Here is a 24,136-nt window from a genome sequence, read left to right on the forward strand (position 1 = left end):
TGTTTTTCATGAAGAAAGCAGAATTATTGTCTCTATTGAATCAAATGACTTTAGAAGAAAAAATATATCAGTTGGTTCAGCTAGATGGAGGACTTTATAGTGAGAATGCGGCAATCACAGGACCTAAGGCTAAATTAGGAATTAGTGATGATGTGATTCATAATATGGGTTCTATTTTTAATGTTCTTGGTGCAAATGAGTTAAGAAAAATCCAAGAAGAGCATTTGGAAAATAGCGCAAATAAAATCCCACTTCTCTTCTGTGCAGATGTTATCTATGGCTATAAAACAGTTTTGCCCATCCCTTTATCTTATGCTTGTTCGTGGAATCCAGACTTAGTTAAAAATGGGCTGGAAATGGTTGCAAAAGAAACTGCAGTAGCTGGTGTTCATGGAGTATTCTCTCCGGTGGCAGATTTAGTAAGAGATCCTAGATGGGGACGCGTGATGGAGTCAACAGGTGAGGATGCTTACTTAAATAGCGTGTTTGCAAAAGCAGCAGTAGAAGGCTTACAAGGAGACTTAGATTTACGACACGTAGCTTCATGTGTTAAACACTTTGCTGCCTATGGGGCGCCTGAGGCTGGAAGAGAGTATAACACTGTTGATATGTCGGAGAGAAGACTTAGACAAGATTATTTACCGGCTTATAAAGCAGCAGTAGACGCTGGTTGCAAGATGGTAATGACTTCCTTTAATACGGTAGATGGCATTCCGGTATCCGGTAATAAGAGGTTATTGAGGGATCTGTTAAGGGGAGAATGGGGATTTGATGGAGTAACTATCTCAGATTATGCCGCCATTAAAGAATTAGTCTACCACGGATATGCAGAAGATGAGGACCATGCAGCAAAGTTAGGTATAGAAGCGGGTGTTGATTTCGATATGAAAACATCAGTCTATGCAAACCATTTGAAGGCATTGGTAGAAAACAACGAGATTGATGAGAAATTAATTGATGAAGCAGTATTAAGAGTGCTGAACTTGAAAAATGAGTTAGGTTTGTTCAAAGACCCTTTTCGAGGTGCGGATGCAAAAATAGAAAAAGAAGTATTGTATTCGGAAGAAAATAGGAAGGTTGCACGTTCTTTAGCGCAGGAATCTATTGTTCTATTAAAAAATGAAAATCAGGTATTACCTTTAAATAAGAATAAGAAAATAGCATTAATTGGTCCATATGCAAATGAAACATCCCTAAACGGCTTGTGGGCATTCTTTGCAGACAAAAGCAAGGTAACAACATTAAAGTTAGCGATGGAAAATAAGTTTGGTGAAAATGTATCGTATGCCCATGGCTGTGATATTGTGGATGATTTCTCTTTATTAGGTGATTTTGGTTTTATGGTTCAAGAGAAATTAGAAAAAAGAGATGCAAAAACAGATTTAGCAGAGGCATTAGAAATTGCAAAAGATGCGGATACCATTGTTGTAGCCCTGGGAGAGCACACCTTTCAAAGCGGGGAAGCTGCAAGTCGGACAGATTTATCCGTCAATGAAATACAAATTCAGTTACTGGATGAATTAGCTAAGTTGAATAAACCAATTGTTTGTGTATTGTTTAATGGCAGGCCATTAGTTTTGGATGGCATTTTAGACAAGGTGGACGCATTAGTGGAAGCATGGTTCCCTGGAACAGAAGGTGCCTTAGCTATTACTGACATTCTTAGTGGGGACGTTAATCCATCTGGTAAATTGACATTGAGCTTCCCAATAAATGTTGGACAAATTCCTGTTTACTACAATGAATTTAAAACAGGTAGACCAATCGTTGGTTCTGGACATTCCTCTAAATTTGTATCCAAGTATCTAGACATAGGAAATGAACCAAGATACCCATTTGGTTACGGCCTATCCTATACGGAATTTGAATATAGTGACATTCAACTTAATTCAAATACTTTTAAGAGTGGCAGTTCCATTAAAGCAATTGTTACCGTGAAGAATAAAGGGAATGTCAAAGGTAAAGAAACTGTTCAACTTTATATCCAAGATATCACTGGAAGTGTTGTAAGGCCAGTTAAAGAGTTAAAAGGCTTTAAGAAAGTAGATTTGGAGCCGCAGGAAGCCAGAAGTGTTGAATTTATTCTCACTGAAAAAGACCTAAAGTTTTTCACAAAAGACATGCAATATAAAGCGGAAAAAGGGAAATTCAAGCTATTTATTGGGAGAAATAGTAAGGACGTAAAAGAAGTAGCATTTGAATTTATAAGTGAAGAATTGGCTTAACAAAAACCTATCTGGATTATCCATCTATATGGTTAACGAGCATCAATTGGGTTTACTGGTTACAGTACGAAATGGAATAAAAGTAGTCTTGCTACGTAAAAATGTTGCTGATATTCAAACGAAAGTAATAGCCGTGAGTCAGGACACGGTTGAAATCTATTTAAAGATAACAGGAGATGAATAAAACTATTATTTCTCTTGAGGTACTAGTAAAGAGCAACTAAAGGAATTTGAGAGTACTAGGGTTAAGCATCTTGCTACAGAATGTGCTAATTCTGCATTTACGGGAGTATTTATTGGCATGTATGCCAGTGGAAATGGACTGAGATGAAGACAAAACATATTTTGATTACTTTCTGCTTGAAAATACCCAAAATTAACAAGAAATAATGTGTTTTAAGTGGATTATAAGATATATTTTCTAGAATCTTTAAGGGGGAACTAATAATGACAGAACTATCTAAATTGGTAAGAACATCTACTGGATGGAAATGGTTGGTTGATGGTAAGCCTTTCATTGCTTATGGGGGAGAATTACACAATTCTAGTGCATCAAATCTTAACTATATGGAAGAAAAGGTTTGGCCATATGTAAAAGACCTTAATCTAAATACACTGCTAGTACCTATTTATTGGGAAAAGTTAGAACCGGATGAGGGCAATTTTGATTTTTCTTTATTAGAGGGTATTATTTCACAAGCTAGAGATAACAATATGAAATTAATATTATTGTGGTTTGGTTTATGGAAAAATGGCATCTCAAGTTATACGCCAAAATGGGTGAAAACAGACACAACTAGGTTCTGGCGAGCAAAAGATATGTATGGAAAATCAATGGATGTGATATCACCATTATGTGAAGAGGCAATAAATGCAGATAAAAAGACTTTTGAAAAATTCGTAACTAAAGTGAAAGAGATAGATGAGAATAATCAAACTGTTATAGGAATCCAAGTTCAAAATGAAATAGGACTTTTAGGTAGTGACAGAGATTATTCAGAAACTGCCGAAAGTATCTATCAAAAAGAGATACCAGATGATCTAGCTAAATTATACAATGTCAGTGGAAATTATGATGAAGCTTTTGGTTCGAATGCCCCAGAATATTTTATGGCATATGCATATGCCCAAGCTGTTAATCAAATTGCAGAAGCGGGTAAAAAAATCTACAAAATACCATATTTTGTTAATTCGTGGATAGAAAAATACCCATGGAGACCAGGTGTGCATCCAAGTGGAGGGCCAGTTGCTAAATTTATTCCGCTTTGGCAAAAAATAGCTCCTGAGATTGATGCTGTATTACCTGACATTTATGTGTCAGATTTTAATGGAGTAGCTAACGAATTTGCGATGTATAATAACCCACTTCTTATTCCAGAACATCGCCGTGACGTTCAAAATATATCAAATGTCTTTTATGCAATTGGAAAATATCAAGCATTGTGTTTTGCCCCTTTTGGAATAGAAGATTTCTTAAAAGATCCTGAATCTCTAACTGGTATTGCTAGTCCAGCAGTCATGAAAACATTAGCTATTGATACATCAGCATGGGAATTTACAAATACAAGTGAATATTTAAAAAAATCATATGAGATACTGCAAGGTGCACAGACACTTATCGAAAAGTGCCGTGAAGAAAATAAAGTGTATTCTTTTATGCGAATGAATGAGCATGAGAGGGGCAGTATAATTGAAACCGAAGAATATGACATCAAAATAGCTTATCACCCAACTACTAAAACAGCGCCAAAATCTTCTGGTATTATTTTGCAAACAGCAAAAAATGAATTTTATATTATAGGAACCTCTTTCTCCTATTCGTTCTTATCAAAAAAGAATAGGAGTTATCAAGTAGGAATTCTAGACTATGAAGAAGGAAATTTTATAGATGGAAAGTGGGTTGGGGAACGCACTTTAAATGGTGATGAAAGGTACTTTATGAGAATAGATATGCCGCAAATTCAGAGAGTAGAATTGTATCAATATGGTTGAAAATAGAGTATAGAGGATAGTAGTTTTCACGATTCACATTACTGTTTTGGATAATGACGGTAACGGCACTTTAGAACGAAGAAAAAATCTTTTTATTGGTATAAAAAAGTAATTGAAACAAATGGAGAAGAGCTTTAAAAATACTTTCGGAAATAAGGAGGGATAATATTTGGCGATCGTAGATGATACGTATTATTCGCAAGCACTATCTAGAAAAATTCGTTATAAAGCGATAGTGCCAACCGAACATAAGGAGAATAGGAATTTAAAGACCTTGTACTTACTACTCGAAATCATGAGCGATTGTAGTGATTGATTAAACAAACAGCCGTGTTGCTCTATTGGCAGAACAATATAACCTAGCGGTAATCTATTATTTTTGACTATATCTGATGAGGTGATTATGATGGCAGTAAAATTTCCAGAAGGATTTTTATGGGGCGGTGCTACCGCAGCAAACCAATTAGAAGGCGCATATCAAGAAGGTGGAAAAGGGCTAAATTTAGCTGATGTACTACCTGGAGGGAGAGAGAACAGACTTAAGCTATTATCTGATACTGGCTTTGATTTCGAAATGGATAAGTCTAAATATACTTATCCGAATCATGAGGGTATTGATTTCTATCACCGTTATAAAGAAGATATTGCTTTATTTGCAGAAATGGGCTTCAAAACATTTCGTTTAAGTATTGCATGGTCTCGTATTTTTCCAAACGGAGATGAAACGGAGCCGAACGAAGAAGGATTGGCTTTTTACGATCGTGTGTTTGATGAACTTCATAAACACGGAATTGAGCCATTAGTAACTATTGCACACTACGAAACACCATTACATTTAATTAAAGAATATGGTGGGTGGAAAAATCATAAGTTAATTAAATTTTTCGAGCGATATGTGACGGTTATTTTCAAACGATACAAGGGTAAAGTGAAGTATTGGTTAACGTTTAATGAAATTAATGGTGCTACACACTTCCCGCTTTTTGGCCTAGGGTTTTCAGCAACAAGTGAAGAAACACGTTTACAGGAATGTTTTCAAGGGCTACACCATCAATTTGTTGCAAGTGCTATTGCAGTAAATCTTGGTCATAAAATTATTCCAGAATCAAAAATTGGATGTATGCTGATTTACGCACCGACGTATTCATATGATTGCAATCCGGAAAACGTGATGCACGCAGTAGAAGAAGGAAGACTCTTTAATTTCTTCTGTGGAGATGTGCAGGTTCGAGGAGAATACCCGACTTTCATTAAGCGATTCTTTAAAGAGCACGACATCGAAATTGATATGCATGAAGGTGATTTGGAAACAATCAAAGAAGGAACGGTTGATTTTATTTCATTTAGTTATTATATGTCAAGAACAGAGAAGAAAGAAAAGACACCAGAAGAGATTGGTGAAGGAAATCTCATTGGTGGTGTGAAAAACCCATTCCTTAAAGCAAGTGACTGGGGCTGGGAGATTGACCCGACAGGTCTTCGCATTGCATTAAATGAATTATATGACCGTTATCAAAAACCTCTCATGGTCGTTGAAAATGGACTGGGAGCATACGATAAGGTAGAAGAAGATGGTAGTATTAACGACGATTATCGTATCGATTATTTAAGTGATCATATCAAAGCTATGGGCGAAGCAGTTGAAGATGGTGTCAATCTAATTGGATATACATCATGGGGCTGTATTGACTTAGTGAGTGCCTCAACAGGAGAATATTCAAAGAGATATGGTTTTATTTATGTTGACAAGTACGATGATGGAAGCGGAACGTTAGAAAGAAGTAGAAAGAAATCTTTCTATTGGTATAAAGATGTCATTAGTTCGAATGGAGAGAATCTTTAATGCTCTTAATGAAGATTTTACAAAGAGAGAATAGATCTTCTCTTCTCTCTTTGTACTTATACATTCTAGAAGTAAGAGTACGAGCCTTCTAGTTAAGTATTGTTGAAGTTTCTAAAGTGATTTTAGAAATGGGGTAGAAACAATTTTAAGCTAATTGCATCTGATTTAGATTGTACATTATTAAGTACGGTAGGCGAAGTTAGTCTGAAAGTACTAGTGCTATTAAGAGGGCGCAGATGGAAGGTTTAAAGTGTTGTTGCAATTAGGGCCTATAAATATACAAGTGATAGTCTTTAAGAAAATGAATATAGGGAGAGATAGAAATGGTACAAAAAACATTAATCGTTACAGATAAAACAGGAATTCATGCACGACCAGCGACGGCTTTAGTAAATAAAGCAGGAATCTTTGATTCAGACGTTACAATAGAGTATAATTGAAAAACCAGATATAAGTATTCTTGATGAAGAATTTCTCAAGGATTTGCAAAAAAAAGAGGAGCATGAGGATTTACGCTTAAAATTACTAAAAAAACTTCTTGAAGATCATATTCAAGTCAACTTTAAACGAAATAGCCCTAAAGAAAAAGAGATGCGTGAGCTACTCGAAAAAACCTTAAAAGATTATCATAATAGGATTATTCAAGCAGCAGATGTTGTAGGAATGATGGCTGACACTATATAACAACCATGTCCTCACGATAAGTAGAACCCCCAGTAAACAAGAGAAAATACCGAAAAAAATAAGAAATGGAAACTTCGAGAAGATTATAAATTGCTTTACTAAATATGAAATAAGTAGGTAAACACGACTACATCATATTGTTTGCAATCACTACTCAAGCCATGTGGAATGCTGTTCACTACTTGTGATGAAAGATAAATAATTAATGTAACAGTGAGAAAAGAGCCTTTCATATGGAGGGCTCTTTATTTTTTTGGGAATGTAAATGAGCTTCTTCCTTTAACAATTGGTCATTATCTTTTACACATTGGGTGTGATCTAATAAGGATTCTTAAACAAAAAGGATAAGGACGCTAAATACTCGTCCTCCCCTTATCAAATATGAGGTATTACCCAAAATTAAAGAAGTAAATTAAACGTTTGTTTAGCCTTTGTTGTGGTGGGCTGTCGAATTGACAAATATCTGCAAAAATCGGGTCGTGACAGGTAGGCATTAAAATTTTCATGTCACATTTTCTGACATGAAAATACAAAAACAAAAAATAAAATGTTACCTTTATATTAATAAAAGTTCAGACAAAATTGGAGGAAATGAAAGTGAAGAAGCAAAAAGATATCAATCTATTTTCATTTATCGTATTAGTTGTAAGAGTAGTATTTTAAAAAAATCCCCTGTTTTGTGTGAATTGATTAGATTGAAATAAACTCTCTTTCCATAAATACTATAAAAATTAGCAAACTATTAATGCTCGACCCATATATAATTAAACGTTTTATTAAAGATTTAATTTTACATTAAGCTAATTTATCTTGGAACTAAGAACACATAACACCAGGAAAAATGCAAGGTGGTCTTTATAATGAAACAAAAGGATCAAACATCAATATTAGTTTTATCGACCCTGTCAATGATTGTCTCATTTACAGTTTGGTCGGTCTTTGCACCGATTGCTACAGAAATTCAAAAAATTTATCAATTAAGTATTACAGAAAAAAGCATCCTTATTGCCACCCCAGTTTTATTGGGATCTTTAATGCGCATTCCAATGGGAATTTTAACAGATCGCTTTGGTGGCAGAAGAGTTTACGCTTTGACTATGGCACTCCTTATCTTACCGATGATTGGAGCGGGATTTGCAGATTCTTATGCCATGATGTTGTTCTGGGCATTTTTTATCGGTATGGCAGGAACAACGTTTGCTATCTCGATTACCTATGTATCTAAATGGTATCCACCCCAAAAACAAGGTTTGATTCTAGGAATTGCGGGGATTGGTAATTTGGGATCAGCAGTGGCTAATTTTTTGATTCCTGTGATTTTTAATTCCTTTGGATTGGCATGGGTATTTTGGAGCCTTGCCTTCACAATGGCATGTATGGCTATTATTTTCTGGTTTGGAACAAAAGATGTACAAAGAACAAGTAAAACCAAGACTTTAAAGGAATCCTGGTCTGTATTAAAATTTAAAGAAACTTGGCTTTTATCGATTTTTTATTTCCTTACCTTTGGAAGCTTTGTTACTTTTAGTATTTATTTACCTACTTTGTTGAATGATCTTTTTAACATTACAGCCATTGATGCAGGAATTAGAACAGCAGGATTCGTTATAATTGCTACGTTAATACGTCCAGTTGGCGGGTATCTATCTGATCGTTTTGGAGCAAAAGGATTGTTATCCGTTGTCTTTAGCGGTGTATCATTATGTGGATTGATCATTGCTTTTAATATGGATAATAACTTTATTTTGTTCAGTATAAATTGCCTAATTATCTCTATGTTGGTAGGGATAGGAAATGGGGCAGTTTTCAAGATGGTACCTGAAGTCTCAAGTGGGAATACGGGTACTGTAACTGGTATTGTCGGTGCAATTGGAGGAATCGGAGGCTTTTTTCCTCCAATTGCGCTTGGATTTTCAAAGGATATAACCGGAGATTATTTTCTGAGTTTTATCTTATTATTTCTTCTTTCCCTGTTTTGTTTATTCCTCAATCACACAGGAATTTATAAAACAAGAGTAAATGTAAGTTCACAGAAAAGTGCATAAAAAACTTTGTTTAACAATTTTGAACAGAGTCTCAGGCTGTTGAGAAAGTTTTTCTCGACAGCCTCTTTTTTTCTTTTATTGGACCAACTAAGGGGCACAAGCATACAGAGAAATCACTGAAATTTAAAAAAATTCATGAGTGAACATTTATTTTTAAGAATGTTTTCTTCGTTTATTGCAAGTATTACAGAACTGGATAGTAGATTCTCAGTTTGTAGTAATGAAATATGGGAACCCATAAATTAGCAAGGAGCTAAGCGTGTTTTTTACTCCAAACTTGAGTACGTAACCAAATGTTTACCTGCATTGTTATTTAAGGGACCTAAGGTGTGTGATCTTTAGATTGTTGAAGCTCGCTGTTCCGCCTTCCGAAAAGAGAGTGATACCTTGATCCTCAGCTCTTGGGAATATTAAATGTGAGTGTGTGGTTTTTCCATCACCCACAAATACTTCAATGCTTGATTTATCTACAAAAATTTTCAAATGGACCTGCTGCTTACTCCCATCAAATGGAGCCTTACTTTCTACATATTGATGATCTTTGTCTGGGTGTCCGGTCTTTGAGCGATTGACATAAGAATAAGGCTGTGGCGAGTCAACGAAAACTCCAACATCAACGTGTTTTTCTTTGTCAGTCGATTCTCTTAGCCTCAACCCTACATTTTTTGCTCTCTGTCCATGAGATATCTGCTTCTAATTGATAGACATCGCCTTTAATCAGAAGTGTTTCAGAGCCATTTACTTCAAGGTCTTTCAAGGAGTCTGTAGATGTTGCTAAGCTATTTAAGGCTTCTATAGGTTGGGAGGCTAAATAGTATCCAATGTTGCCCTCATGCTTCAGTTCAATTTGACGAACAATCGAATCCATTCCGTTAAAATCCTCTTTCAATGTGGAAGTGTTGTGAGCATATGCCTTTTCATTCGGTTTGTTCAGTTGATTCACTAGTAATGAAATACTTACAATAATAGAGAAAAAAATGAGCAATAAACTCAGTTGTTTATACCATTTCTTATTTATTCTTTCCTTTACCACATGTTTTCACCACGCTTTTGGTTTTCATACATACAAGGTAGGATAAAGGTATTTCTGAATAGAAAAAGAAAATGCCAACAATTGTAGTGGCATTTTCTTTTCTCTTGGATGTTACCTAACTATCATTATTTTATAGTTATTTGTCCTTGCTCAAGAATACTATTTTTCACAACAGATGTTTTGTGACCTTTAATTTTAAGCTTGAAGCTTGGTGCGAAAGTAGATTTGTGGTCTTCGAAGTAACCTCTATTCGTCATGTAACTTGTTACAACTGCATGATCACTGCCTTCTTGCGGAATAGCAAAATGAGCGTAATTCCAAGTGATATCATATGGGTCAAGATCATGATGCAGGACAATTCCAGTTTTATTTAACGGCTTGTATTTTCCAGTTAATGAGTTAGATACATAACCTAATAGATAAATATCTTCATCATCAATGCCATCAATCGTCATTTTTGATCCGCGGGAACTTGTGAATACGTACCATTTTCCATCCTTTTCAAAGATGTTCGGACGTTCAATTTCATCTGTTACTGTATTTGATGCAACTAACGGTTTCATAACTCTTTTTAGCGAATAATCATCATTAATTTCAATAATACCTAAAGCACCGTTTGATTTTTGAGCTAAATCCTTTTTAGGGCTTTGTAACAATTTGCTTTTCTCGTTTTGGAAGAAAGCTTCACTTTTGCCATAGTATGCTTTATTAAATAAAGATTCTTCTCCTTGGTATCCAGTTTCCGTTCCTGTATTAGCTTCGAAAACTAGATATTTACGACCATTTTCTTCAATATAGTGAGGATCTCTTAATGTATGGTTATCAGAATAATCACCATTTCCAAAAGCTTGATCAACTGTTTGATAAATTTTCCCGTCCCCATCGAAGATTGATTTGTGATCTTTTATTCCATCTACTTTTAACGTGTTTGAATCTGATTGAGAAACATTGACTTGAGCTGTTGTTAAGGTTTGTTTACCGAAAAAATTGTTCGCAGGATCCCAGCCATGGCGATTCGTATAGAATAAGCGAACTTCTCCATCATCTGTTAAAGTAGCAGAGCCTGACCATTCTTCTCCTTGATTTCTTAAGATTGGATCATCTGACTTGTATTTATCAGAGTCTTTAAACACTCTACCTGCATTTTTCCAGCTATCAATCCCTGTGTCACCAATTTTTTTATAGAACATGTAAATAAACGTGTCCCATCCTCGATCAGGATCTCCAGCTAAACCGAAAACAATTTGGTAGCCATTATAATTTGCAACTGTGCCATCGGCATTTTGTAGCGGCCAAGTATCCCACACATCTAAATCGATTACGTTACCATGCTCATCATATCCTTTTGCAGAAGGGATATTTTTGATGGTAGATTCATCGAATTGAGGTACTGTATATCTTGAATCACCATGTTGTCCAATGATCTTGTGCATGTCTGAACGTGTCATATGGGAAAAGCCATATGATTCATTGTGATCGCGGGAGTCTTTTTCTTTCGCATATGTCAGCGATTCACCGCCCCCTAATAAGATAGCTGTACTAAGTGTTACGAATGTTACTTGTTTCGCAAATCTTTTAAAGTTCATAAATGTCCTCCTATAATTGTTTTTGGTGGTTGCTAGATAGCTTGGTAACAGCTCCACCGTGTTTTATTTACATATAAAATTATAGGGTAGACTGCATATTGTGGATATGTCATAGATTGATAAGAATTTAGTCGTATATTGACATAGAGAAGCATGATGAATAAAAATATCCCCATTGCAGGGGATAGTAATGAATGGTTTGAGGTGAAATATGGTTGTAGAGTAGTTTATTCAGTTATTGAATTTTTAACCGTCATGATTATTGACTGGCAGCTCTGTCCCAAGACTTCTCAAACTCTTTTAGTAATTGCTCACGATTAAGCTGTTTTCCGATATATAACTGCATCGAGGATCCGAATTCTTCTTTTACTTCAACGGGGAAGTGAAACCAGTTGGAGGGCATCGAATTTCCTTTCTTGTAGTAAGTTAGTGTATCATTGGCAAGGGGGCCTGAATGGCCAGCCTCTATGTTTTTAAACGCAGGAATAAATTTAAACTGTTCAGTCATAAATGTTTTTCCTTGTTTTGAAGAAATCATCCAGTTTAAGAATTTTTTGGCTTCTTCTTTCTTTTCAGGTGTTGATTGTTTGTTTACGACCCAATAATTTGAAACGCTGACAACTAACGCATCGTTTTTATGTTCATCATTAATTGGTATTGGAAGAAAACCAATATTCATATCAGGGGATAATTTATCTAGCATCGGCTGTACCCAATTCCCTTGAAGAACCATTGCTGCCTCTCCTGATGCAAACAAACTTACTTCCATATTGTAGTCTGTTGTCAGGGGATTATCATTTCCGTATTTTAATGTTAGATCCAACAATGTAACGATATCTTTGAATTGCTGATTATTAGTGATTGTTTCCGTTCCGGTATTAAGGTTTTTTATAAAGGCCTCGGGATCTTCTTGTTGAGCAAAGGCAATATTTAAAAGGAGTACACCCAATTTCCATTCCTCGTAATAACCATTTGCAAAAGGAGTAATACCTGCTTTTTGTAATTGTTCTGCTACTTCTCCTAATTGTGTTAGAGTTTTTGGAATCGTATCGATGCCTGCTTTTTTAAACAAATCCTTATTGTAAATAAACCCGTATCCCTCAATATTTACTGGCATTCCATAAATCTTTCCATTGAATGTCATAGGGGATAATGTATCCTTATAAGCATTTTTCACCCATGATTGATCTGAAAGATCCTCCAAATATTTTCTCCATATTTTAGCATGTTCGTATCCGTTGTTAGTGAAAATATCAGGGCCTTTTCCTGCAGCGATCTGTGCTTTTAAATCAGCAAGATTATCAGTTGCGCCGCCAACAGTTTTTATTTGAATATCTATGTTAGGATTTTCTTTTTCATAAGCACGTACCATTTGTTCGAATTGTGTTGAAATTTCTACCTTTGGATTTCTTACATTTAATGTAATTTTTTGGTCGGAATCTTTTTTTTCATTCGTTGTCTTTTCCGGATTTTTTTGACATGCTGAAAGAGAAAGGCTCAGAGTTCCAACTAAAAACATGTGTAATATCTCTTTTTTCATCATTTCACCCCAATATCACAAAGATATAAATAGACGGAAATGGTTCCGATTATCAACTTTTTAATTCAAGTTTTTTATCTAAATTTCGGTACTCAAAAGGTGTTATCCCAACCACTTTTTTGAATAGCTTTGAAAAGTATTTTTCATCCTGATAGCCAAGCATTAAGGAAATGGAGAAAATACTTTGATCTGTTTCACTTAGCCAAGATTTTGCTTGTTCAATTCTAAGCTTGATAATGTATTTGGACAGGGGCATTCCAGTTTGTTGTTTAAACTTTCTTGAGATATGTTCGCGGCTTAAGAAGAACCGGTTTGCCAGTTTTTCTAGACTTAGTTCTTCCATATAATACATTTCGACATAGGCAACAATGTCTTGCATTCGCCTCGCATCATCCAAGTCATTTAAACGGTGTATCGATCGGTAATTTTGATCATCCATTGCTTTTTGTAAATCCTTGTACAATCCAGGAATTTCATTTAATAATCGTAACGTTTTACAGCTAACAATCCGTACTGGTTTATCAAATTGATGACTAAACCATTCTTCAATCGCTAACCAATGTTTTTGGGTTGAAATAACTAGACAAAGACTTTGGTCATGCTGAAGAGAAAAAGCATTTCCCCAGCCCTTATTAAGGAGCTCATCCGCTAATCGCTTGATGTACGGTTCTGAATGATGCATATGATAAAAGGACATAAGTGTAAGATGGTATTCTTCTGCAAGGGGAAGAAATGAAGCGACTTCTGACTCTGCGAAGGGCTCCCCTAAACAAGCTTGCGTAACAACCTGATTCATACGAAACCTTTTGACGTCTTCAAGTATACCTGTTTCTTTGTGTTTACGTTCCTCTTCTTCACAGATCCATGATTCTACAGCGGCGCCCAATGTTTTATTAAATGGCTCAGCTTCAATCGGCTTTAATAAGTAATCGAAGCTGCTGTATTGAATAGCCTTTCGCATAAACGAATAGTCGTCAAAGCCTGTAATAAGAATCACTTTTCCTGAATAAGAAATTGAATTTAACCACTCAATTATTTCGATGCCGCTCATTTCAGGCATTTTTATGTCAGTGAATATAATTTCCGGATTTTCTTTAGCTATTATTTTTTTTGCTTCTTCTCCATTAGCTGCTTCTAAAACATCAGTGATTCCGTGTTGGTTCCACTCTCCTAACTGTCGGATAACATAACGGACATTGAATTCATCATCTATTATTAGAGCCTTCATACAGTTCCGTCCTCCTTACAAAAAGTTTGATGTAACAATAATCAGATTGTATCGATTTTGTTATAAAATGAGGTGTGCTGATCGTCCGTTACCTTAGTGTCTAGGGGAATAACAAGCTGAACTAAAAAACTTTGTCCTTGTTTTGTATCTAGCTTTAGACCCGCATTATTCCCATAGTTTAGAACCAATCGATCATGTATGTTTTTTAGTCCGATATGGTCATTTGAATAGGTTCTTTCATGAGGGGCGGTGTAAATAGTTTCTCGTAATGATTGCAGCTTTGAGTGTGATACACTTGAGCCGCTATTTTCTACTGAAAGGGTTAAATTTTCTTCTTTTATTTCTCCGTATATGTTCAAATGTGAATTATAGAAACCTTCTTCATAACAATGTTTAAAAAAGTTTTCAACAAGCGGCTGAATCATCATACTTGGAATTTTCGTACTAAGAATTTCTTCGTTTAGTTTAATCGAAACATTAATATCGTTTCCGAAACGTACCATTTGAAGGGATAAGTAAGCTTTTATATAATCCACTTCATCGCGAACCAGGACCCATTGATCCGCGCGGATAGAGTACCGCATCATTTTGGATAATGATGTTACTAATTGGTATACATTTGGAGAATGTGATCGTAGAGCAACTGCCCCTATAGATTGTAGTGCGTTAAATAAGAAGTGCGGGTTAACTTGAGATTTTAGTGCTCTAAATTCGTTTTTTCGATTCTCAATGTCTAGTTTATATTCACGTTCAATGTGAAGGTTAATGCGATCCATCATATCCTTTATATGCTTTTCTAAATGGCCGATTTCGTCTTCTCTGTTATGATCAAACGGGACATTCATATTTCCTCCTTCAATTGACCGCACCTTTTGACTAAGCGTCTTGATTGGACGAGTGATTCTGTATGAAACAAATCCTATCATTAACAATCCCATTATACCTACTCCAATTCCAACGAGTATGTTTGTATATGCAGTTTGGCTTGCATCATGGAATAAAAACTGACTAGGGGTTATCTTAATTAATTTCCATTGATTTAGTGATCCTGATAGTGTTTTTGATAATATAATATCTTCTCCCGTATCCTTGTCTTTTTCATTGATACGCTTTAGCAGGTCAAAAGGAACTAATTTCCCGATAAGAGCAGGATCACTTGCATACATGACACGATCATTTGAATCAATAAGTAATACAGATTCTTCATTCTCCTGAATAAGGCTGTTACATAAACGGGCATATGCATCAAGATCGATATCGATCGTAATTAATCCGAGAAATTCGTTTGAAAACACATCAATTATTTTATTGTGAATCGTCAAAACGACTGTTTTGTCAGACTTAGGAACAATTGCCGTATTATTAAAATTTACAATCTGATGGGGTGGCTCAATCAGATAGTTTAAGTTAGAATGATAAAGTTTATTAAGTGATTCTTGGTTCAATAAGTCAGGGTTTAATTTAGGTACACTGACTCTTGCATTATAAGCCGTAAAAGATTCTTTATTTCTATTTAAATAAAAGCGAACCTGGCGGATTTCATTCCGCATAAGATAAATAGTTTCAATGCTCTTTTCTCTTGTAATGGGATTAGAATACCTTGAATCTTCAATATCATGACTAAAGATCTGAAATAAATCAGGATTCCGGTAAAGAATATATGGAAGATTAATTATATCCTGAAAGTATTGCTCTATTTCCGCTGACAATTTATTCATTTGATTATTACTGACTTCAAGTGCTTGCTGTTCCACTCTATTTTTTGTATATCCATAGATGAAAAATACGGATAAAAAGTACGGTATAATAATAAATATAAGAAGCATAAGGAATAAACGACTTTGGATACTCTTCAATTCTAAATGCTCCTTTCATTCGTGGAAAACAAATTCAAGCTTCTCACCGACTAATAAAGTCCTGCTAATCTTATTAAGATCTAATTCTATTTCTGTCATTTTGTCAACAAAGGAAAATTGTAAAAAATACTAGGCAGAAATGAGTCATATTCCTATCATTAATGAGTTGGTAACGGTTACTATAGAAGATGAAACTTCTGATCTTAATGAAGAAATGAAACTAAGGTACTAATTAGTAATGGTTGCTGCAAAAAAATAGTTAGAATGGATTAATCAGTGTATGGATACAAATATTTTAAGAATGATCTTTTTTGATCGTAGCCAACATTGGGAAAAATGTAAACGAGCACATTATTCCAGATACTCTTTTTGAAACCACCTCTCCAAATAAAGTCCTATGTTTGTTAACGTTGAAAAATATACTGTATATAATCCTTCTACAAAGATATAAATCTGGCATTTTTGGTATCTTTACTTACTTTGAATACGGTGGAAAATCATACTGTATATAAGCAACGTTTAATGGAATAAGAACTCTGCATTATTAAGAAGTAGAAGCATTTGATGAAAAATAACGATGCAAAATAGGAGAGCTACTAGAGCAGCTCTCTTATTTTTACATACTTGGATAAAGAGTAAGTGGGGTTTCACCCAAAAGCCCCGTGGTTTTAACTGTGATCCGAAAAATATTGCCTTTCATTATGGCAAGAAGAATGTTTGTAATCCTTTATAAATCCGATAAACATGAGAATAGAACCGATGATGTTAAAGGCAACACGGAATCCGTGAACGACGAGGAACTCTTGGGCTGTCTGTTTTAAAAATTCAATAGAATGAACAGCTGTCCCCTCGATAAACATAATTTCATTATATTAAAGAAAGGTGAATACCCCTAGGGGGCTGATCCTACTGATGCTCCACAATGGTAAGAAGCAGGAATCACCTAAGGTTTCCTGCTTCTTTTCGTTTCAGACAGAAAAAAAGATATAATAATATGGAATCTATTTATTCTAGTTATGGTTAATCGAAATTCAGAGGTGAAACAATTTGCAAAGAAAACGCTTAAAATTAAGTACTAGCATCATCCTAATTGTTTGTCTAGTCGTGCTGTCTTCTTTACTCATGACAGATGCGTTAATAAGTAATACAGTAAACGACTCGATCACTGAGACCGTGGAAGAAAAAGCAATAGTTGTTTCGAGAACGGTGGCAAAATCGAGGGAGGTCAAAACAGGATTAATTCATCCTGAAGAGTCTGATATCATTCAAAATTATACAAAAGAGATTCAAGCTGTAACAGAAGTCAGTTTTATTGTCGTTATGGATATGAATGGAATCCGCAAGTCACACCCGAATCCTGAATTGATTGGAGAGTCATTTGTTGGAGGAGATGAAAGAGTCGTTTTAGAAGGGGAAGAGCATGTTTCGATTTCAAAAGGAACATTAGGAAAATCTTTACGTGCGTTTACGCCTATTTATGATAACGGCGACCAAATTGGAGCCGTTGCGGTTGGAATACCTTTAGAAAAGGTAAACAATGCACTTGAACAAGGGCACCAAGATATAATGAAAGGTACTGTATTTGGTTTACTAGTTGGTATTTTCGGGGCATATATGCTTTCTAGATATATTAAGAAAATCTTACATGGATTAGAGCCTTCCGCCATTGCAAAATTACTTGAGGAAAGAAATACGATGCTTCAATCTGTTCATGAGGGGATTGTAGCAGTTGATCATGAAAGTAAAATTACACTTGTGAACAAAACGGCAAAGAATATTTTTAACAAGGCTGGTTTACCAAAGGATCCGATTGGGATGAAAATTCATGAGTATATGCCTTCTACAAGATTAGACAAAGTTTTAGAAGAGGGGAAACCAGAGGTTGATGAAGAGCAAAATATTAATGGAGTTCTCATACTAGTAAATAGAGTTCCTCTAGTCGTTAACGACCAAGTGGTTGGGGCCATCTCTACTTTTAGAGATAAAACGGAAGTCAATCAATTAGCTGAGCAGTTAACCGGAGTGAAAACGTATGCGGAATCCCTTCGTGCCCAATCGCATGAATTTATGAATAGGCTTCACGTAATCCTTGGAATGATCCGTATGGGTTACTATAATGAATTAACAGAATTTATTCATAAAATTGTTGAACATGGAAAGCATGAAATTGGAGAAATTACCGCAAACATTAAAGATCCTGCCCTTGCCGGGTTTATGATGGGGAAATTGAGTCTTGCAAGAGAGGAAAATGTGAAATTATTTATTGTAAATAAGACGATTATTCCAGAACCTAAACACCTAGACGTAACTCATGGTCTGATCACAATCATCGGAAATTTGATTGATAACAGCATCGAAGCCTTGTCTTCAAGTAAACAAAAAATAATAGAAGTGCATTTAAAGTACTTGAATGATCAATTGATGCTGGAAGTATTAGATACAGGTCCTGGGTTGAGTGAAAATTCACAGGAGAAAGTGTTTGAAAGAGGTTTTTCAACGAAAGGAAAAAATAGAGGGTACGGCCTTTATTTAGTCAAACAAAGTGTTGAAAAGCTCGGTGGAAAAATAGACATTCAATCTAATGGAAAAGATAAAACGCAATTTTTAGTAGAAATACCGTATGAAGGAAAGGAGGATGCACATGATTAGGGTACTAATTGTAGAAGATGATCCAATGGTAGCAGAATTAAATAAACGGTATCTTGAGGAAATCGCAGGGTTTGTATTAGTAGGTATTGCGAATAATGTGAGTGAAGCTCTTCAATTTCTTGACACGGAAGACATTGACCTGCTATTGCTTGATGTATACATGCCTGGGCAAAATGGTCTCGAGCTGTTAACAGATATAAGAGACCGAAACATCGGGATTGATGTGATTCTTATCACAGCAGCCTCAAACGTTGAAAAAATCCAAACGGCTTTGCGTTTCGGAGCTGTAGATTATTTAATTAAACCATTTGAATTTGAAAGGCTTCAACAGTCCTTATTACAATATCAAGAAAAGTTCAAATTTTTTCATAAAAATTCAAGTTTAAATCAGACAGACCTGGATGATAAAGTCTTAAAAACAGACCAAAATGTACAGGATCAATCAGGTGAGACTTTGCCAAAAGGTTTAACCAAAAGGACATTACAAACGATTTTAAGGGCAGTAAAGCAGATGGAGCGATCGGTATTTTCGACAGATGAAATCGCTGAACAAGCAAGTATTTCAAGAGTATCTGTCCGCAAGTATTTGAAATTTTTATCCGACAATGGTGTATTAGAAGAATCGTTAACCTATGGAATTGGCAGGCCCGTTTCATTATATAAATATAAAGAAGAAAACTTACATAACTTAAAGGACTATTTGTAAGTATTAGGAACACTTGTTAATAAAAGCAAGCTACCAAATGGCAGCTTGCTTTTATTAATTACAAAACGGTTATATAAATTATATAAACTATGAAAACCCTTTAGTTCTTACTATGATTGGAATATAAATGAACAGGGGTGATTTGTGATGGAGCCAGCAAGAGAAATGCAAACGTTTCCTGAAGTGGAAAGTATAGATGAAAGAAAAAGTTTATTGTCCCGGTTTAGCCGAATAAAAGTAGGAGTTATTCCTTTACCTCTATATTTAGCTTTAGCGGCTATTATTTATGGAGCATCTGTTTATCATTCCTTGCCGCCTGACATGATTGGTGGTTTCGCTGTCATCATGGTTATGGGGATTTTGCTTGGAGATGTTGGGATGAGAATTCCGATTTTGAAGGATATCGGCGGACCAGCGATATTAGCCTTACTAGTACCTTCAATTTTAGTATTCTATCAATTGATAAATCCAGCTTCTATGGAAGCGGTTACGGTATTGATGAAGGAATCGAATTTCCTTTATCTCTATATCTCGGTTTTAGTAGCAGGAAGTATTTTAGGAATGAACCGAAAAGTTCTGATTCAAGGTTTTACACGGATGTTTGTACCTCTTGTACTGGGAACTCTTGCATCTGTGGTAGTTGGAATCTTAGTTGGTTCCCTATTTGGTTATGATATGAAACATACATTATTTTATATTATTGTTCCTATTATCGGGGGAGGGATTGGAGAAGGGATTTTACCACTTTCTTTAGCATACTCTTCTATTTTAGGAGAATCAGCTGAATCGTTCGTTGCTCAAATGATTCCAGCAGCTGTAATTGGGAATATCGTAGCAGTTGTTTGTGCCGGCCTTATGATGCGGTTAGGTGAGAAGAAACCTGAGCTCACAGGAAATGGTGTATTAGTTAAAGCAAAAGGCGGCGACGGAATTACAGAGGAAAAAACAACGAAGAAACCTGTTGATTTTTCATTAATGGGTGCAGGGCTGTTAATTGCATGTAGTTTCTTTATTTTTGGCAGCTTGGCCCATAAATTTCTTGGCATTCCAGGTCCTGTCTTAATGATCGTTGCAGCAACTCTCGTGAAATGCTTACAAATTATACCTAAAAAGATAGAGCAAGGTGCCTTTCATTTGTATAAATTTGTTTCAACAGGTTTGACTTGGCCGCTAATGGTTGGGTTAGGGCTGCTCTATATTCCACTTGAGGATGTAGTGAAAATTGTAACTCCAGCTTATATTGTTATTTGTATCTCAGTAGTATTAGCTATGGTAGGAACAGGTTATTTCGTTGGAAAATTTATGAAAATGCATCCTGTAGATAGTGCAATTGTAACAGGCTGTCACAGTGGCTTAGGAGGTACAGGCGATGTTGCGATTCTTTCAGCATCCAATCGTATGTCGTTAATGCCATTTGCACAAGTTGCAACAAGGCTTGGCGGAGCTTCTACGGTTATATTAGCAACATTATTAATGAAATTATTAAGCTAATTACTAATCACAAAAAAATTCAATTCAAGACATTTTTAAAGAGAAGGGCTCTCCTTGTGCATCTTTTCTAAAAAAGTATTATTAATTTTAAAACAAATTTAACGATTTTAAGGATGAAAATGTAGATATGAACGGGATTACTATAAGAGGTGGATTGCATGACTAAAACAAACCTAAAAAAAGAAGCCATTAATCTTCATCGCCGCCATTCGGGGAAATTAGAAGTGGTAAGTAAAGTGGAAGTGAATTCTGAATCTGATCTAAGTCTTGTATATACACCAGGTGTTGCAGATGTATGCAGAGTAATAGCGGATGATGAAAAAGAGGCAGATACGCTTACATCAAGGGGTAATATGGTTGCCATTGTAACGGATGGAACAGCTGTACTTGGCTTAGGTGATATTGGACCTAAAGCGGCCTTGCCAGTAATGGAAGGGAAAAGTATATTATTTAAGAAATTTGCAGGCTTAGATGCATTTCCGCTATGCCTTGATACAAAGAATGTTGATGAAATAGTAGCGATTATTAAAGCCCTTCAACCTAGCTTTGCTGGTGTTAATTTAGAAGATATTTCAGCTCCTCGTTGTTTTGAAATAGAAGAGAGATTAAAAAAGGAACTTGATATTCCTGTTTTTCATGATGATCAGCACGGTACGGCGATCGTTGTTCTGGCTGCATTAATTAATGCGGTGAAGGTTGTCGGCAAAAAACATCGCAACCTAAAAATTGTCATCAATGGTGCTGGAGCAGCAGGCATTGCGATTGCTAAATTATTAATGAAGGCAGGTTATAAAGATATTACTCTCGTGAGTCTTGAAGGGGTTGTTTGCAAAGGGGAAAAGTGGTTAAACCCGATGCAAGAAGAAATGGCAGCTATTACAAATTTAACTGGAATTCATGGAACACTGAAAGAGGCAATTGTTGGTGCTGATGTTTTCATCGGAGTTTCCGGACCAGGTGCATTAAAGGCTGATTACATTCATACAATGAAGGAAAAACCGATTGTCTTTGCAATGGCAAATCCAATTCCGGAGATTTATCCAGAAGAGGCACTTGCTGCAGGTGCTGCTGTAGTTGGGACAGGGCGTTCAGACTATCCAAATCAAGTAAACAATTTATTAGCATTCCCTGGGATATTCCGCGGTGCATTGGACGCAAAGGCAAAGGATATCACGATGGAAATGAAAGTGGCAGCCGCTCATGCAATTGCAGAGGTAGTTTCAGAAAAAGAATTACATGCAAATTTCATTATCCCAAAAGCGCTTGATGAAAGAGTTGCAACGGCTGTAGCAAAGGCTGTGGAAGCAACGACTATTCTTGAAACAAAGGGAAAAAGCTCAGTTTGCTAAGAAGCTGAGCTTTTTTCTCAAAAAATTCAAAAGGGCTATAATACAAGACTCCACACATATGAAGTGCGTTTCACAATTTATAGAAAATAAGGCAACTAACCCTTAAGGGTGTTGCCTTTTCATGTATCTGGTGTAAACGAAGTTGTGCAAGGTCCCGTCCTATTTAATACTCTCCGCCATTTTGCTGTTCACTTCCAGAAGGAAACGAAACGCCCATGGAACGCAAAGAATCTTTTGCTTGTTTTAAGGTGGATTCAGCTTGATTTTGCCACTGAATAATCATTCTAATAACCGGTTTAAATTCACGACTTGCATTTTTCTCCATAACATTTAATCCTTCACGAACTTTTTTATCTTGATTTTCAGCATTTACGATACACGTTGCCATTGTGGCGATAATGGATGGCTGTTGCTCCCCATTGACCAGCCTTTGAGCTGAACCTACTGCCGTTACACGATGGTAGGAAGCAGGAACTAAATGCTTGTGCATTTCATTATTCCCTTTTAGATCCTTGGTTTGAGGAATGTGATAAAGTTCGCTGCTCATCGCACATACCATTTCCTCAGCATACAAACTTTGTTGCAATACATTCAAAATTGGTTCCCAGCGGTTCACTCTATAATAGTATGGATACAATCTCATCACCTTCTCTTTTCAAAAAGTAACCCTTCATTTCATAGTTATGAAACAATCCAACAATTCATGTAAAAAGATTATCTGACAGTGTCCGTGTATTAAAGATATAAATTTCGATTAGGACAAAATTAGAATCAATACGGATCAAAAGCAGGTTTGAAATGAGGAAGGGTAAAGAAGAATAATGTATTCCGTTTAATTTTAAAAACGGTTTCAATCATTGGAAAAATTTGATATAATTTATGTGAAGTATTTCACAAAAAAATCTTCATTTATCAAAGTGGTAAGCCTCATCGGGAGTAAGACCATATGCTACCATTTAAAGATTTTCTACCATTAAAGAAATAGGTGATTCCATGAAAAAGAAAGTAGTCTTAGCTGGTGGAACGGGTTTTATCGGTAAATACTTTGAAGAGAAGTTTAATGATTTGGGATATGAAGTAAAAATAATTTCAAGAAAATCACCTCATATTACTTGGGATAATAACGCAGGAATAATAGAAGCAATGGAGAATGCCGAGATTTTAATCAATCTTGCAGGGAAGTCAGTAGACTGTCGTTACAATACTAAAAATAAGGAAGAAATCCTTAAATCAAGGACAGAGACAACACAAATACTTGGAAATGCCTTATTAGAATGTGAAAATCCACCGCCCTTGTGGGTGAATTCCAGTACGGCTACGATCTATAGACATGCTGAAGATAGACCAATGTCTGAGGAGAGAGGTGAAATTGGATCAGGTTTCTCAGTTGAAGTAGCCAAGGAGTGGGAGAAATCATTTTTTGCTTTTCAATTACCTAAAACCAGGCAAACTGCTTTAAGGATTGCAATCGTATTGGGTGGAAACGGAGGTGTAATGACGCCTTTCAAAAACTTAGTTAAATTTGGACTAGGTGGGGTTCAAGGGTCTGGGAATCAAAAATTTAGTTGGATTCATATAGAGGATTTATTTTCTATCATTCTCTTTCTTAAAGAAAAAGAAGAGCTTAGTGGAGTATTCAATTGCTCTTCCCCTCATCCTATTACAAATCGAGAATTTATGGACCATTTGCGAAAAGCTATGAATAAAAAGGTTGGCTTGTCTTCCCCTAAATGGATGCTCGAAATTGGAGCTTCCTTAATTAGAACAGAAACCGAATTGATTTTGAAGAGCAGATGGGTTATTCCAGAGAGACTGGAAAGAGAAGGATATAAGTTTAAATTTAATAAAATTGAAGCGGCGCTTCAACAAATACTTTATGGATCAAATTAAAGATTTCACAGTATAAATA

The 24,136-nt window shown here is 35.7% G+C and carries 18 protein-coding genes and 2 pseudogenes; 13 read left to right on the forward strand and 7 right to left on the reverse strand.

Translation table 11 applies throughout. The features are described from left to right. Positions 1–8: 8 nt before the first annotated feature. The 8 genes and pseudogenes from bglX to IC621_RS19475 all read left to right on the forward strand — a co-directional run bounded on the left by bglX (position 9) and on the right by IC621_RS19475 (position 8,789). The gene (gene bglX, locus IC621_RS19445; protein ID WP_191160537.1) at positions 9–2,225 is read left to right on the forward strand and encodes a beta-glucosidase BglX; all 2,217 of its coding nucleotides are present in this window, start codon (positions 9–11) and stop codon (positions 2,223–2,225) included. Next, positions 2,209–2,409: a hypothetical protein gene (locus IC621_RS19450; protein WP_191160539.1), complete on the forward strand. Its 201-nt coding sequence runs from the start codon at positions 2,209–2,211 to the stop codon at positions 2,407–2,409. The genes bglX and IC621_RS19450 overlap by 17 nt, the downstream gene beginning before the upstream one ends. A gap of 263 nt (positions 2,410–2,672) precedes the next feature. Further along, positions 2,673–4,217 carry a DUF5597 domain-containing protein gene (locus IC621_RS19455; protein WP_191160541.1) on the forward strand — a complete coding sequence of 515 codons (1,545 nt, stop codon included), beginning with the start codon at positions 2,673–2,675 and terminating at the stop codon, positions 4,215–4,217. A gap of 49 nt (positions 4,218–4,266) precedes the next feature. Beyond that, a pseudogene (locus IC621_RS27230) lies at positions 4,267–4,355 on the forward strand (family 1 glycosylhydrolase); the annotation flags it as partial. 265 nt (positions 4,356–4,620) lie between these two features. Further along, positions 4,621–6,060 (forward strand): glycoside hydrolase family 1 protein, encoded by a 1,440-nt coding sequence (locus IC621_RS19460; RefSeq protein WP_318153092.1) that lies wholly within the window; start codon positions 4,621–4,623, stop codon positions 6,058–6,060. Between the two features lie 323 nt (positions 6,061–6,383). Continuing rightward, positions 6,384–6,497: pseudogene (locus IC621_RS19465) on the forward strand (HPr family phosphocarrier protein); the annotation flags it as partial. A 46-nt stretch (positions 6,498–6,543) separates the two neighbouring features. Next, positions 6,544–6,744, forward strand: a complete 201-nt coding sequence (locus tag IC621_RS19470) for a type I restriction enzyme endonuclease domain-containing protein (RefSeq protein ID WP_224752658.1) — start codon at positions 6,544–6,546, stop codon at positions 6,742–6,744. Between the two features lie 860 nt (positions 6,745–7,604). Continuing rightward, positions 7,605–8,789 carry a nitrate/nitrite transporter gene (locus tag IC621_RS19475; protein WP_191160547.1) on the forward strand — a complete coding sequence of 395 codons (1,185 nt, stop codon included), beginning with the start codon at positions 7,605–7,607 and terminating at the stop codon, positions 8,787–8,789. A 309-nt stretch (positions 8,790–9,098) separates the two neighbouring features. On the opposite strand, the gene IC621_RS27235 is transcribed toward IC621_RS19475, so the two are convergent. The 6 genes from IC621_RS27235 to IC621_RS19500 form a co-directional block, all read right to left on the reverse strand. Continuing rightward, positions 9,099–9,443 carry a GH32 C-terminal domain-containing protein gene (locus IC621_RS27235; protein ID WP_396653078.1) on the reverse strand — a complete coding sequence of 115 codons (345 nt, stop codon included), beginning with the start codon at positions 9,441–9,443 and terminating at the stop codon, positions 9,099–9,101. Then, positions 9,421–9,822, reverse strand: coding sequence for a hypothetical protein (locus IC621_RS27240; protein WP_396653079.1), 402 nt, complete (start codon positions 9,820–9,822; stop codon positions 9,421–9,423). Before IC621_RS27240 ends, IC621_RS27235 begins: the two co-directional genes overlap by 23 nt. A 125-nt stretch (positions 9,823–9,947) precedes the next feature. Next, complete coding sequence (locus IC621_RS19485) at positions 9,948–11,408, reverse strand: glycoside hydrolase family 68 protein (RefSeq protein ID WP_191160549.1); 1,461 nt, start codon at positions 11,406–11,408, stop codon at positions 9,948–9,950. A gap of 259 nt (positions 11,409–11,667) precedes the next feature. Further along, complete coding sequence (locus IC621_RS19490; protein WP_191160551.1) at positions 11,668–12,948, reverse strand: ABC transporter substrate-binding protein; 1,281 nt, start codon at positions 12,946–12,948, stop codon at positions 11,668–11,670. Between the two features lie 52 nt (positions 12,949–13,000). After that, the gene (locus tag IC621_RS19495; protein ID WP_191160554.1) at positions 13,001–14,176 is read right to left on the reverse strand and encodes a response regulator; all 1,176 of its coding nucleotides are present in this window, start codon (positions 14,174–14,176) and stop codon (positions 13,001–13,003) included. A 41-nt stretch (positions 14,177–14,217) separates the two neighbouring features. Further along, complete coding sequence (locus IC621_RS19500) at positions 14,218–16,032, reverse strand: sensor histidine kinase (protein WP_191160556.1); 1,815 nt, start codon at positions 16,030–16,032, stop codon at positions 14,218–14,220. A gap of 1,047 nt (positions 16,033–17,079) precedes the next feature. On the opposite strand from IC621_RS19500, the gene dcuS reads away from it, so the two are divergent. The 4 genes from dcuS (at position 17,080) to IC621_RS19520 (ending at position 22,227) form a co-directional block, all read left to right on the forward strand. Next, complete coding sequence (gene dcuS, locus IC621_RS19505) at positions 17,080–18,681, forward strand: DcuS/MalK family sensor histidine kinase (protein ID WP_191160558.1); 1,602 nt, start codon at positions 17,080–17,082, stop codon at positions 18,679–18,681. Next, positions 18,674–19,387, forward strand: a complete 714-nt coding sequence (locus IC621_RS19510; RefSeq protein WP_191160560.1) for a response regulator — start codon at positions 18,674–18,676, stop codon at positions 19,385–19,387. The genes dcuS and IC621_RS19510 overlap by 8 nt, the downstream gene beginning before the upstream one ends. 147 nt (positions 19,388–19,534) lie before the next feature. Next, the gene (locus tag IC621_RS19515) at positions 19,535–20,878 is read left to right on the forward strand and encodes a 2-hydroxycarboxylate transporter family protein (RefSeq protein ID WP_191160562.1); all 1,344 of its coding nucleotides are present in this window, start codon (positions 19,535–19,537) and stop codon (positions 20,876–20,878) included. A 158-nt stretch (positions 20,879–21,036) separates the two neighbouring features. Further along, positions 21,037–22,227: an NAD(P)-dependent malic enzyme gene (locus IC621_RS19520; RefSeq protein WP_191160564.1), complete on the forward strand. Its 1,191-nt coding sequence runs from the start codon at positions 21,037–21,039 to the stop codon at positions 22,225–22,227. Positions 22,228–22,390: 163 nt separating this feature from the next. Here the strand turns inward: IC621_RS19520 and IC621_RS19525 are convergent, their stop codons facing one another. Then, complete coding sequence (locus IC621_RS19525) at positions 22,391–22,870, reverse strand: hypothetical protein (protein ID WP_191160566.1); 480 nt, start codon at positions 22,868–22,870, stop codon at positions 22,391–22,393. Between the two features lie 350 nt (positions 22,871–23,220). Between IC621_RS19525 and IC621_RS19530 the strand changes: the two genes are divergently transcribed. Continuing rightward, positions 23,221–24,117, forward strand: a complete 897-nt coding sequence (locus IC621_RS19530) for a TIGR01777 family oxidoreductase (RefSeq protein ID WP_191160568.1) — start codon at positions 23,221–23,223, stop codon at positions 24,115–24,117. Positions 24,118–24,136 lie beyond the last annotated feature (19 nt).

Origin of the sequence: Metabacillus arenae, from assembly GCF_014773385.1 — a bacterium.
GTDB lineage: Bacteria > Bacillota > Bacilli > Bacillales > Bacillaceae > Metabacillus_D > Metabacillus_D arenae.